Origin of the sequence: Actinomyces qiguomingii (genome assembly GCF_004102025.1) — a bacterium.
In the GTDB taxonomy this organism is placed as follows: domain Bacteria; phylum Actinomycetota; class Actinomycetes; order Actinomycetales; family Actinomycetaceae; genus Actinomyces; species Actinomyces qiguomingii.
In genome coordinates this window covers 2220114-2232559 of the sequence record NZ_CP025228.1, presented here as the reverse complement: position 1 = coordinate 2232559, position 12446 = coordinate 2220114, and the positions used below count along the sequence as shown (strand labels likewise).

The 12446-nt window shown below is 67.3% G+C and carries 9 protein-coding genes and 1 pseudogene; 6 read left to right on the top strand and 4 right to left on the bottom strand.

What is annotated here, in order from left to right:
* Window positions 1–43 precede the first annotated feature (43 nt).
* Both trmB and hemW read left to right on the top strand, forming a co-directional pair.
* Complete coding sequence (gene trmB, locus CWT10_RS09245; RefSeq protein ID WP_103061492.1) at window positions 44–952, top strand: tRNA (guanosine(46)-N7)-methyltransferase TrmB; 909 nt, start codon at window positions 44–46, stop codon at window positions 950–952.
* Complete coding sequence (gene hemW, locus CWT10_RS09240) at window positions 949–2220, top strand: radical SAM family heme chaperone HemW (RefSeq protein WP_103061493.1); 1272 nt, start codon at window positions 949–951, stop codon at window positions 2218–2220. Before trmB ends, hemW begins: the two co-directional genes overlap by 4 nt.
* A 264-nt stretch (window positions 2221–2484) precedes the next feature.
* Here the strand turns inward: hemW and CWT10_RS09235 are convergent, their stop codons facing one another.
* Entirely contained in the window at window positions 2485–2667 is a 183-nt protein-coding gene (locus CWT10_RS09235; protein ID WP_103061494.1) for a hypothetical protein, read from the bottom strand.
* A gap of 148 nt (window positions 2668–2815) precedes the next feature.
* Here CWT10_RS09235 and CWT10_RS09230 point away from each other — a divergent pair.
* Window positions 2816–4389: pseudogene (locus CWT10_RS09230) on the top strand (IS1634 family transposase).
* Window positions 4390–4694: 305 nt separating this feature from the next.
* Here the strand turns inward: CWT10_RS09230 and CWT10_RS09225 are convergent.
* The gene (locus CWT10_RS09225; RefSeq protein ID WP_128683388.1) at window positions 4695–5492 is read right to left on the bottom strand and encodes a transposase family protein; all 798 of its coding nucleotides are present in this window, start codon (window positions 5490–5492) and stop codon (window positions 4695–4697) included.
* Between the two features lie 881 nt (window positions 5493–6373).
* Between CWT10_RS09225 and CWT10_RS09220 the strand changes: the two genes are divergently transcribed.
* The gene (locus CWT10_RS09220; RefSeq protein ID WP_103062845.1) at window positions 6374–7777 is read left to right on the top strand and encodes a sodium:proton antiporter; all 1404 of its coding nucleotides are present in this window, start codon (window positions 6374–6376) and stop codon (window positions 7775–7777) included.
* A 223-nt stretch (window positions 7778–8000) separates the two neighbouring features.
* On the opposite strand, the gene CWT10_RS09215 is transcribed toward CWT10_RS09220, so the two are convergent.
* Entirely contained in the window at window positions 8001–9074 is a 1074-nt protein-coding gene (locus CWT10_RS09215; protein ID WP_179952363.1) for a DUF3097 domain-containing protein, read from the bottom strand.
* A 185-nt stretch (window positions 9075–9259) separates the two neighbouring features.
* Here CWT10_RS09215 and hrcA point away from each other — a divergent pair, with 185 nt between their 5' ends.
* Entirely contained in the window at window positions 9260–10327 is a 1068-nt protein-coding gene (gene hrcA / locus CWT10_RS09210; RefSeq protein ID WP_103062847.1) for a heat-inducible transcriptional repressor HrcA, read from the top strand.
* A gap of 77 nt (window positions 10328–10404) precedes the next feature.
* Entirely contained in the window at window positions 10405–11526 is a 1122-nt protein-coding gene (dnaJ, locus tag CWT10_RS09205; RefSeq protein WP_103062848.1) for a molecular chaperone DnaJ, read from the top strand.
* Between the two features lie 59 nt (window positions 11527–11585).
* Here dnaJ and CWT10_RS09200 read toward each other — a convergent pair whose 3' ends face one another.
* A complete protein-coding gene (locus CWT10_RS09200; protein ID WP_103062849.1) occupies window positions 11586–12419 on the bottom strand; it encodes a YggS family pyridoxal phosphate-dependent enzyme in 834 nt (277 codons plus the stop codon).
* Between the last annotated feature and the right edge of the window lie 27 nt (window positions 12420–12446).

The following is a 12446-nucleotide window of genomic DNA, read 5'->3' as shown; positions in this document are numbered from 1 at the left end:
TCGCACATGACCGTTCGAACACAAACCAGGAGGAACCGAACCCGTGACGCAGCAGCACCCTCCCCGTTCGCACGCCATCCGATCCCGGGTGCGCTCCTACTCGCGGGCAGGGGGGCGTCTGACCGACGCCCAGACCCGCGCCCTGGAACGCTATGGCTCCAGGTACGTGATCGACGTGCCCAGAGCCGACGCGATCCGCACCGTCGATCCGGCGTTCCGACTGGCTCCGGCCTCCGTATTCGGGCATGTAGGCCTCCTGCGGCCGCTCATCGTGGAGGTGGGCTCGGGTGCCGGGGAGGCAATCCTGGCGCATGCCGCCGCCCACCCGGGAGTGGATCACCTGGCCGTCGAAGCCTGGGAGACGGCGATTGCCAGGATCGTGGCGGGCGCCGCCAGGTTGGGGCTGCGCAACCTGCGCGTGGTCCCCGCCGACGCTGCTCAACTATTCGCCACTGCGCTGCCGGTGGGCTGCGCCAGCGAGGTGTGGGTGTTCTTCCCAGACCCGTGGCGCAAACCTCGACATCGCAAGCGTCGCCTGGTCAACATCACATTCGCCGACTCCGTGGCCCGGGTGCTGCGACCGGGAGGGGTGTGGCGAATGGCCACCGACTGGGCGGACTACGCCTGGCAGATGCGGGACGTGCTGGAGGAGGTATCCGCCCTGCCGGAGGGCGTGGAGGCAGACTCCACCGGCCCCTACTTCCGCTACCCCGACGCCGGGGCGCGCGCCGACCTGGGCTCCGACACCGCCGAGGAGGGCAGCCCCGGTAATGGCTTCGATCCCGGGTCGCCCGCGGGTGTACGTGGCGGCTGGTCACAGCGCTACGAGGGGCGGGTGCTGACCCGCTTCGAGGACAAGGGCATTCGTGCCGGGCGTACCATCCGTGACCTGACCGCGGTGCGCACCGGGGAGATCTGGGTGGCGCCCCGGCGTCAGGCGGTGGCCTTTTGAATCCCGCCCAGCCAGTCGGGGCGCCTCTGCCCGGAGCGGGGGAGCTGCCCGAGCAGGTGCGCCCTGGGGCGGCGTCCTCGGGCTGGGAGCGTCCCTTCTCGGTGTACCTGCACGTGCCCTACTGCCGGGTGCGCTGTGGCTACTGCGACTTCAACACCTATACGAACCTGGCCATGGGTGGCGGGGCGTCGGCGAGCGACTACGTGGACACGCTTGCCGGCGAGCTGCGCCTGGCCCGCCGGGCCATGGACCGGGTCGGCCTGCCGCGAAGAGCGCCGCGGACCGTGTTCGTGGGCGGGGGCACGCCCACCATGCTGCCCGTCGGTGACCTGGCCCGCATGCTGCGCCTGGTGCGGGACACCTGGGGGCTAGCCGAAGGGGCCGAGGTGACGACGGAGGCCAACCCGGAGACGGTTGACGAGCGCTACCTAGCGGCCCTGGCGCAGGCCGGCTTCACCCGGGTGTCCTTCGGCATGCAGTCGGCGGTGCCACATGTGCTGCGCACCCTGGACCGTACTCACACCCCCGAGCGGGTGCCGCAGGTGGTGGCCTGGGCGCGACGAGCCGGTTTGGACACGAGCCTGGACCTGATCTACGGCACGCCGGGGGAGTCCATGGAGGACTGGCGCCGGTCCCTTCAGGCGGCTGTTGAAATCGGTCCGGACCACCTGAGTGCTTACGCCCTGGTGATCGAGGAGGGCACTCGCATGTGGGCCCAGGTGCGCCGTGGTGAATTGCCCCTGCCCACGGACGACGACGAAGCCGCCAAATATGAACTCGCCGACGCCCTGCTGTCCGGTGCCGGCTACGAGTGGTATGAGATCTCCAACTGGGCGCGGCCCGGGCATGAGTGCCTGCACAACCAAGCGTACTGGCGCGACTGGGACTGGTGGGGCGCCGGGCCGGGGGCCCACAGCCATCTTGGGGACGCGCGTATATGGAACACCAAGCATCCGGTGGCCTGGGCGGGCCAAGTGGCCTATGGGCAGCTGCCCGTGGCCGGACACGAGGTCATTGATGCCGAGTCCCGGGAGCTGGAGCGGGTCATGCTCGGTATCCGCACGCGTGAGGGCCTGGACCTGGCTGGCCTGACGCGGCTGGGTGAGGAGACGACGGCGGAGGGTGCCCCGAGGCGGCTCGTGGGAGCGATCGGGAAGTTCGTTGCCCAAGGGCTGCTCGACGGCGTCGCCGCCAAGGCCGGCCGCGTGGTGCTGACCCTGCGCGGCCGACTCATGGCTGACACGGTCACCCGGGCGCTCGTCTACTGAAGTAGCGGGGCGATAGACCCTGCAGAACCGTTGAGTTGGAGTCCGTGCGATGTCACGCTGAGGGCAGACGATGACGCGTCTGCGTGCTTAGGGCACGAGATCAATGGTGTTGGAGCAGGCCCCGATCACGGCGTCGTCATGGCTGGCCACGACGATCGTTTTACCGGCTTTTCGTGTTTAGGGGTGTTGTAGTTGGTTGCGGGAGCCGCTGGCGTGGATGAGGCTGCGGATGGTGGTTGTTGGTTAGATTCCTGTAGCCCAGGGCTATGCCGTGTAGGTGTTCCAGGCGGGGCGTTGACTGCTTGGGTGGGTCCGTTGGATGTGCCGCGGTGATCGGTAGTGGGCCAGGATGTCGTCGTGCCGCTGGTTGAGGGTCTTGGCCAGCGACTTCAGTTCTTCGAGGGCGTCAGGCACGCCGGTGGTGAGCGAGTCGATGACCTCGCTCATCAACTGCTTGCCCTGGGTGGGGGTCTTGGCGCGGCGCCCGACCTGACTCCTGACAGCTGGTTGGGGTGGTTGGGGTTTTTCGTTGGTGTGGTGTGGTTGGGTTGGTGGTTGTGGGGCACTAATCCGGTGGCGGGTAGGGTGTAGGGGTGTGAGCCCGTTTATCCGTAAGGTGCGTACCGCTTCTGGTGCTACGGCGGTGCAGATCGTGGCTAAGGAGCATGGTGTGCGCCGGATTGTGGAGCACCTGGGCTCAGCGCACGACGAGGCGGAGCTGGCGGCCCTGGTTCAGGCGGGACGGGAGAAGATCCGGGGCGGCCAGGGCGTTTTGGACCTGGCCGGCCTGACACCGCAGGCCGCCGGCCAGGCCGCGCCGGCGGTGGTTGAGTCCAAGCGCTCAGTGCTGTTGTGGGATGTCCTGTCGGGCGCGTATGAGGCCCTGGGGCTGGGTGAAGCGGTGGGTGGTGATGAGAGCTTCAGGCAGATGGTGCTGGCCCGACTCGTGGAGCCCACCAGCAAGGAGCAGGTCCCCGCCGTGCTGGGAGAGCTCGGAGTTGACGCTGTGACCCCACGCTCCTTGTTCCGGTCCCTGGCGCGCTGCGTTACCGGCGACTACCGCTCCCATATCCAGGCCGCCTGCCTGCGGCACGTGAGTGCCGGAGGGGACTTGTCCTTGTGTTTGTATGACGTGACGACCCTGTACTTCGAGGCGGAGAAGGAGGACGACCTACGACGGGTGGGCTATTCCAAGGAGCGCAGGGTGGACCCGCAGGTGATCGTGGGGCTGCTGGTGGACCGGACGGGCTTCCCGTTACGTGTTGGCTGCTGGGAGGGCAACAAGGCCGAGACCAGCACGATCGTGCCGATGATCGAGGAGTTCCGGGAGGCGTCGGGGATTGAGCACCTGGTCGTGGTGGCGGACGCCGGCATGCTCTCCGCAACCAACCTCGAAGCACTCGACCAGGCCGGCTTGGGATTCATCGTCGGGTCCCGCATGACCAAGGCCCCGGCAGATCTGGCCGCGCACTTCGCCTGGCACGGGGACGCCTTGGCCGATGGGCAGATCATCGACACCATCACCCCACGCCGCGGCACGCGCTCGACCGAGAGGGACGAGAAGCTGCGTGATGAGCCGGTCTGGAGCCCAGCGGAGTTTGCGGGCTCGTGGCGCGCGATCTGGGCGTATTCCGCCAAGAGGTTCGCCCGGCACCAGCAAGACCCTGACCTCCCAGGAGAACAGGGCCCGGGCGGTCGTTGCTGGGGACCGGCGCCCCAAGGGGACCAGGTCCGTGACCACCCGTAAGGGCGACCAGGTCCTCGACGAGAAGGCTCTGGCCCGAGCCAAGCGGCTGGCCGGGCTGAAAGGCTACGTGAGCAATATCCCCGCATCGGTGATGCCCGCCAGCCAGGTGATTGCTTCCTATCACGAGCTGTGGCACGTGGAGCAGTCCCTTGCGCATGTCCAAGCACGACCTGCGCGCCAGGCCCGTCTTCCACCACACCCACCACGCCATCCAGGCCCACCTCACCGTGGTGATGGCATCCTTGGCCGTCGCCCGCCACCTACAAGCCGCCACCGGTGTGAGCATCAAGCGGCTCGTACGCGAACTGAAGCCGCTTCAAGAGGTAACTATCACCATCAACGGCCACCACATCACCGCCCAACCCCAGACCACCCAGACCGCGCAGCAAATCCTCAACAACCTGAACACCGCAGGGCACTAAACCGTCAGGAGTCAGGATCAACTGCTTGCCCTGGGTGGGGGTCTTGGCGCGGTAGGCGGACATAATCTTCTGGTACACCGCCCAGGTGGTCTGTTCCGGTGTGTTGTGGGGGTCGGCGAACAGTTGTTCGAGACGTCCCCAGGACTTGTCGTTCAGGAGCCCGGCGCCGGTGCGCAGCAGGCGCCTGGCCTTGTGCAGGGGATCGTCCTTACGCCCCCCGGCCGCCCGGTGGTCTGGCGCTGGGTGCGGCGACGGCACTGGTCCAGCTTGTCCCCGGCCAGTGCTACTACGCGGGTAGGGGTCCATCACCTCCGTTGCGCCGGGTAGGGCCGCGGTGGCTGTCCTGGGAACCGGTGAAACCGTCCGTAGCGACCGCCTCGATCCGGCTGCGCCAGGCCTCGGGCTGGTCCTGGAGCCACTGCTTGAGCACCTGCTTGGATCGGCCCGGGGCCATGCCCCGGCAGACGGGACGGGCCCGTCCCGTCGCGCACCGGGGTCAGGTCAATAATCACCGTCACGTACCGGTCGCCCTTGCGGGTATGCCGCCAGGCAATGGGGGCACCTCTCGCTTGAGAGCGCCAGCGCGCGGGGGAGTCGTCTACCCCGTGGACCTCCACACCGGCCAGACGGCCGGGATCATTGATCAAGCGGTCCTTGGCCCGCTCAAGGACGGCCTCATTGGCGGTGTGCCAGGACACCCCCAGCGACGCTGCTACGCGCGCCACGGACATGAACTCCACCCCCACGGCCCGGATCGCCCACTCCTTGGCCGCCTGGGTCAGCAAAGCCCGCTTGGCCGCGGCCCTAGAACAGTCTTGGCGCCACACGCGATCGCATCCCTGGCAGCGCCACCGCCGCGACCGGACCAGCAGGTGTGTGGGACGCCAGCCCAACGGCACGTGCGCCAGGCGCCTGGACACGGTCCCCACCGCCACGCCCTGGGCCCCACACCGCCTACACAACGCATCCTCCTCAGCCACCCGTAGGCGGCACTCCACCAGCGCCTCGCAAGGGGTGATCCGCTGGCCGGTGGCAACCAGCCCCAGGGCGTCCAGGCCCAGGAAACTAGCAAGATCAGCAGCAGTGAAGGTAGTGTCAGCCATGTCGAGGTCTCCGTGATCGGTAGTGTTAAGCAAACCCCAATCATCGGGGACCTCGACCCACACCCGCCCCTGCGACACGCGCACCCGCCACTACCCACCACCACACCCCCAAACACGAAGAGCCATTTATGTGTGCATGGTCGCTCCTTGCGGGATCACTGTCTTGTCAGTGCGTCGTTGTGGCGAAAGTTGTGGCGTGCGTCTAGGTCGGACACCACAATCTAGGTTTGACGATAACCTATGCGACTGTCGACATCGGCGTGTTGGTCTCCGCAGTTCTGCGGCAGGACGTGCGAGGTGTAGTACGCATCCTAGAGCCAGGAGCGCAAGCGCGCTCGATTACCGCGCACCCCAGAACGAGTTCTATCCGGGAGTTTGCCAGGGTTACGGGTATGGCGCCTCCCGGCCGTCGCCTCCGGCTACACACCTTTCCCTACAGCCCGGCCGCTCAATCGGCGATGTACTGTCCTGAGCGTGGTCCCGCATCATCGACAACAATGTCGTGCAGTCGGAGAACGTCGCTGCGCTGAGGCCTTCGCACTGATCGGCTTCCTGCCGTACGTCGCCGGAGCCGCGACCGTGATCGACTAGGCTATCCCCAGCCCGCTGGCGCCTCTACAATGGCTGCTCGTGCCTGTCCGAGCGTTCATGTCCGCAGACGTTGCTCGCCAGCCGAGTTTGGGCTGACGCATCCAGATTGGCTGGGCAACGCCGTCGTCGGGCGGCTGCTGCGCCGAGGCGACGGCGTGCTTCCGGTCACCTTGCGCCCGAGACGCGCCGTTGTCTCACGAAGCGGAACGGCTATCGTCATAGGGTGATGCAAGCGTCGCCGCCTCATTGATGGGCGACCTGCTAACCGACCCCGAACTGAGGAGTCTCACGTGGAGTTGCAGTGGTGGTCCGTACTGCCATTCGTAGTCATGCTCGCCTCGATCGCGGTATTTCCGCTAGTCCCGGCGACATCCCACTGGTGGGAGAAGAACTCCAGCCAGCTGACGGTCGCCCTGGTCCTGGGCATCCCGGTAGCCGCATGGATGTGGATCGCCCTGGGTTGGGAACCCGTCTTCGCCGCCGTGGTTGAGTACGTGCAGTTCATCTCGCTGCTGTTGGCGCTGTTCGTTGTCTCCGGCGGCATCTTCCTCAAGGGCGACATCCAGGCCACCCCGCGTAACAACACGATCTTCCTGGCGGTCGGCGGTCTACTGGCGAGTTTCGTGGGCACAACCGGCGCGGCGATGCTGCTGATCCGCCCGCTTCTGAACACCAACCGTGAGCGTGAGTATCGGGTCCACACAGTCCTGTTCACCATCTTCATCGTAGCCAACTGCGGTGGCTTGCTGACCCCGCTGGGCGATCCGCCACTGTTCCTGGGCTTCCTGCGTGGCGTACCCTTCACCTGGACCTTCGGTCTCGTCGTCGAATGGCTGTTCGTCAACTCCCTGCTGCTGGCGAGCTACTTCGCCCTGGACACCTGGTACTACTCCCAGGAGCCCGCCGCCGACATCCTCGCCGACAAGACCGAGATCGAGCCTCTGGGACTGCGGGGAGCCAACAATCTGGTCTGGTTCGTAGTCATCATTGCTGCCGTGGCCTTCGCCCCGTCCATCGACGCTCACGCCATTGAGGAGGGGCACGCCGCCTTAAAGGATTGGATCCCGCTGCGGGAGATCATCATGCTCGCGGCCGCTGTCGCCTCCTACAAGCTCGGTGATAAGCGGGCCCGCTTCGAGGACAACCAGTTCGAGTGGGGCCCGATCGCGGAGGTCGCTGCCCTGTTCATCGGTATCTTCCTGACCATGATTCCCGCGCTGCGCTACTTGGACGAGGTAGCCGGCAGCCTCCCCCTGAACGAGATCACGTTCTTCGTGTTCACGGGCGGGCTGTCCTCCCTGCTGGACAACGCCCCTACCTATGCCACCTTCTTCGAGATGGCCGGTCAGGTTGCCCACCCGGGCGGTGCGACAGTTGCGGGTGTGCCCGAGCTGTATCTGCGTTCCATTTCGCTGGGTGCCGTGTTGTGCGGCGCGCTCACCTACATCGGCAACGGTCCGAACTTCATGGTCAAGTCCGTGGCCGAGGCGCGTGATGTGGAAATGCCGTCCTTCGGTGGTTACATCGTCCGTGCCTACATGTACCTGGGGCCGATCCTGGTAGCCATGGTCCTGCTGTTCATGTCCAGCTCGCTTTGGGCTAGGCTCGCCGGTCTCGTACTGGTGTTGCTGCTTCTTGCCAACAATGTCAGGCTGCTGCGCTCCAGCCGCCGCCTGGCGCTGGCCGACGCCTGACGACGCCGGTCACGCAGCCTTGGATTATGACGGCAGGGGCCGGGATGCTCGAGGGTGCCCGGCCCCTGCCGTTGTGGCTCGTCTTTACCAACCATCGGCCTGTGTCGAGCAGGCCTGTTGACCGAACTCGGTGGTTATTTCGACCGAACTCGGTGGTTATTTCGACCGAACTCGGTGGGGTTGGGATTGGGCGGGAGGCGGGGGAGGCGGGAGAGCAGAGGCGTTAGCGGGTTCCGGGGGCGGTGACGAAGTCGATGAGCTCCTCCATACGCCCCAGCAGACTCGGCTCCAAATCCTTGTAGGTGCGCACCGTGGCCAGGATCCGCTGCCAGCCATGGGCGATGTCGGCCTGATCGGCATGCGGCCAGCCGAGCGCCTCCAGGGTGCCGTGCTTGATATCCACCCCGCGGGGCACCTCCGGCCAGGCCTGCAGCCCCACCCTTTCGGGACGCACGGCCTGCCACACATCCACATACGGGTGTCCCAGAATCAACACATTCTCCCCGCCCGGCATGGACCGTACATGTTCGGCGATGCGCGACTCCTTTGACCCGGGAACCAAATGGTCCACGAGCACACCTGCTCGCCGCTGCGGCGAAGGCCCGAACTCGGTCATGATCTCCTCAAGGTTGTCTACGCCGTCGAGCATGAGGACCACTACGCCCTCGTGGCGCAGATCGTCACCCCACACCTTCTCCACCAATTCGGCGTCGTGCCGGCCCTCAACCCATATGCGAGAGGCGCGCGCCACCCGGGCCCGCTCGCCCTCCACGGCGTAGGAGCCCGACGCGGTCAGTCGGCGCCCGGAGGCACTAACGGGTCCTGCGGGTGGACGCTTGCGTGGCGCGGGCGGGTCCACGATCACGGGTCGGCCCTCCAACCAGAAGCCCGGCCCCAGCGGAAAAGCGCGGCGTACCCCCCGGCGATCCTCTAAAACCATCACATGCTTGCCGCCGGACTTCTCCACGGCCACAGCCGCACCCACGAACCCGGTCTGCCGGTCCTCCAGCACCATGCCACGCTTCAGCGCCACATGCACCGACTCCGGCCGTACCGCCGTCGGGCCTATGCGGTGGGGGTCCGCCGACAGCACGTCCCCGCCGTAGCGGTTTCGTGCCGAGGGGCGCGGGGGAGATCCCGGGTCCGAGAGCCGGCCGGTACCTCCGGCAGTGCCAGCGGCACCGGCTTTCGGTGGTGCCCCCGCCTGCCGGCGTGCGGCCTGCTCGCGCAGAGCCTGACGGCGGGCAGCGGTGGCGCCGGGGACGGCGCCGGGACGGCGGGGTGCAGGTGTGTTCACTCAGGGCACGGTAGGGGAAGGTCACGCGATACGCACTGCTGACTCGCCGCGCCACGGCGTAGGATGGCACTCGTGCCCAAGGAGTGCTAAATGCAAACCGCTCCCGGCGGCACCCGGGCAGGACCGTCATCCATGTGGGCGGCGCCCGCAACCCCAACGAGTGACAGATGAGGAAGGAGAACCCCATGTCGGATGACCGTCGACTGAAGGTGTTGTCCGCCATCGTCACCGACTATGTGCGTACCCGTGAACCGGTGGGCTCACGCGCCCTGGTGGAGCGCTACCGGCTGGGCGTGTCCCCGGCCACCATCCGTAACGACATGGCCACCCTGGAGGATGAGGGCTACATCCACCAGCCTCACACCAGTGCGGGCCGCGTCCCCACGGAGAAGGGCTACCGCCGCTTCGTCGATGAGGTGGCCCGCATCAAGCCCTTATCCGCACCCGAGCGCGCCGCCATCAATGCTCTGCTGTCCGGGGCGGTTGACCTGGAGCAGGTCGTCGCGCGCACCGTGCGCGTGCTGGCGCAGCTGACCGGTCAGCTCGCCGTCGTCGAGTACCCGAGCCTGCGACGCACCACACTGCGCCACCTGGAGCTGGTGGCCCTGGGGCCCACCCGCTTGCTGCTGGTCATCATTACCGACACCGGCCGCGTGGAACAGCGCACTGTGGGCCTGTCCGGCCGGGGGCCCAGTGGGCTGGTGGATCCGGCCGTCCTGGAACGGCTGCGGGTGCGGCTGAACACGGCCCTGGTCGGCCGTCGCGCCGTCGACGTCCTCCCCGTGCTCAGCGCTCTAACCGAGCAAGCTCCTGACGATGAACGCGCTGTGCTGGCGGCGGTCACCGACGAGCTCATCGCCGCCCTGCGCCCCGACGCCGAAGAGCGCATAGTGGTGGCTGGCACCGCCAACCTCGCTCGTTCCTTGGATTTCTCGGCCATTGGTGCGCTGCTGGACGCGGTCGAGGAGCAGGTGGTGCTGCTGCGACTGTTCACCTCCGCCGACGCTTCCCACCGCGATGGCGTGGATGACACCGGCACCACCGTACGGATCGGTTCGGAGACCCATGAGGAGGCACTTGCCGAGGCATCGGTGGTCTCCGCAGCCTATGGCCCCGGCAGCGGCGCCGCCGTCGCCCACCTGGGCGTCATCGGCCCCACACGCATGGACTACCCGGCCACCATGGCGGCCGTACGCGCCGTCGCCCGCTACCTGTCCCGGTTCCTGACCGGCACCGAAGGAGCCGCAACCTGAACCTGCCGCCGTGACGCCGAGCGCGCCGGCCCCACGAACAGACGACACCCACCGATCATGAAGGAACACCAGTAAGCGTGAGCGACTACTACGACGTCCTCGGCGTCACCCGCCAGGCCACGGCCGAGGAGATCAAGAAGGCCTACCGCAAGAAGGCCCGGCAACTGCATCCCGATGTCGCCGGTCCGGGGCACGAGGACGAGTTCAAAAAGGTATCCACCGCATACGAGGTCCTCTCGGACTCCGAGAAGCGCCAGATGTATGACCTAGGTGGGGAGGACGCCCTGCACGGCAACGGCGGCTTCGGCGGCGGCTTCACCGGCGACTTCGGTAGCTTCTCCGACCTGTTCCAGCAGGCCTTCTTCGGTGGTGCCGCAGCCCGCGGCCCGGCATCGCGCACCCGCCGCGGACAGGACTCCCTTTTGGCGGTGGACGTGGATCTGGCCGAGGTGGTGTTCGGCGCCACGAAGACCGTCACCGTAGACACCTATGTTGTGTGCGACACCTGCCACGGCTCATGCTGCAGCCCCGGTACCTCACCGGTGACATGCTCCGAATGCAACGGTCAGGGATCCGTGCAGCGCATGCAGCGCTCCCTACTGGGCAATGTGGTCACCTCCACGCCCTGCCCGCGCTGCCAGGGGTACGGCACCGTCATCGCCTCGCCCTGCAAGGACTGCGATGGCCAGGGCCGCCAGCACGTGCGCGCTCCCATCGAGATCAACATCCCGGCGGGCGTTTCCACTGGCACGCGCATCCGCATGTCCGGCCGCGGCGAAGCAGGCCCCGCCGGCGGTCCCAACGGTGACCTATACGTGGAGATCCACGAGAACGAGCACGAGGCCTTCACCCGGGAGGGCGACGACCTGTACACCGAGTTGCGGGTGCCTATGACCGCTGCCGCCCTGGGAGCCACGTTCCCACTGGAGACCTTCGACGGTCGGCGCAACGTGTCTGTGCGTGCCGGCACCCAGGGTGGGGATGAGATAGTCCTGTCGGGCCTGGGAGTGGGCCGGCTGCGGCGCTCAGGCCGCGGCGACCTGCGGGTGCAGATGGTGGTGGAGACCCCCACCCATCTGGGTGAACGGCAGCGCGAATTGCTCGCTGAACTGGCATCTCTGCGGGGAGAGGACGGCTACGCGCCACCCAAGGACGAATCCGTCATGGGCAAGCTCAAAGAGAAGTTCTCCGGACGCTGAGCGAGGTTGGGTGCCGGGCGCGGCGAGCAGCAGGACGGCCGCCCCTGAGCCGCCCGGTGTCAACGGCGTCCCGGTCCCGCGGATGCTTGGGCCTGCTGCGGGACCGAGCGCGCCCCGAAGATCGCCTGGCCCACGCGCACACAGGTGGAGCCGGCGGCGATTGCCAACTCGAAGTCTCCGCTCATACCCATGGACAGCTCGCCCGCGCCGATGGTTCCCGCCTGCAGACCGGCGTCCCGCAGGGCGCGCATGATCCGGAAGCACTCACGGATGCGGTCGGCGTCATCGGTGTGTGCGGCCAGCGTCATCAGGCCGCGCACCCGCAGGGAGGAGTAGGCCGGCAGAGCCGCCAGGAAGTCGGCGACCTGCTCCGGACGCAGGCCGAATTTGGAGGCCTCCCCGGAGGAGTTGACCTGCACGTACACGTCCAGACCGCGGCCGGCCGCCTGCAGCCGCCGGTCCAGTGCCTCGGCCAGGCGCAGCGAGTCCAGCGCCTGGAATTCGTCGGCGAAGGCGGCCACGTCTCTGGCCTTGTTGGTCTGCAAATGGCCGATCAGTGCCCAGTGAATGCCCAGGTCGGCCAGGTTCGCAGCCTTACGTTTGGCCTCCTGCACCTTGTTCTCCCCCATTTGGGTGATACCGGCGTCGTAGGCGGCCCGCAGTCGCTCCTCCGGCACCGTTTTGGAAACCGGCAATAGGCGAATCTGGTCGGGGTCCCGGCCGGAGGCGCGGGCGGCAGCATCAATGCGGGCGCGCACGGCGGCCAGATTGCGGCGGAAGTCTTCGACTGTGGTGGCCGTCGGCGCGGTCGATCCGGTTAGGGCCGTGGCCGGTGGGTCGGTGACAGGCCGTGCGGCAGTGGCTGGCTGTGGGAGGGACGCGGGATCGGTCATGTGCCGTGACGCTAGCACTGCGGCACC

What these genes read in the sequence shown, in the direction of transcription:
- CWT10_RS09235 (WP_103061494.1), bottom strand. Translation starts at nt 2,667, where the DNA reads ATGAGCGAGGTCATCGACTCGCTCACCACCGGCGTGCCTGACGCCCTC.
- CWT10_RS09225 (WP_128683388.1), bottom strand. Translation starts at nt 5,492, where the DNA reads ATGGCTGACACTACCTTCACTGCTGCTGATCTTGCTAGTTTCCTGGGC.
- hrcA (WP_103062847.1), top strand. Translation starts at nt 9,260, where the DNA reads ATGTCGGATGACCGTCGACTGAAGGTGTTGTCCGCCATCGTCACCGAC.
- CWT10_RS09200 (WP_103062849.1), bottom strand. Translation starts at nt 12,419, where the DNA reads ATGACCGATCCCGCGTCCCTCCCACAGCCAGCCACTGCCGCACGGCCT.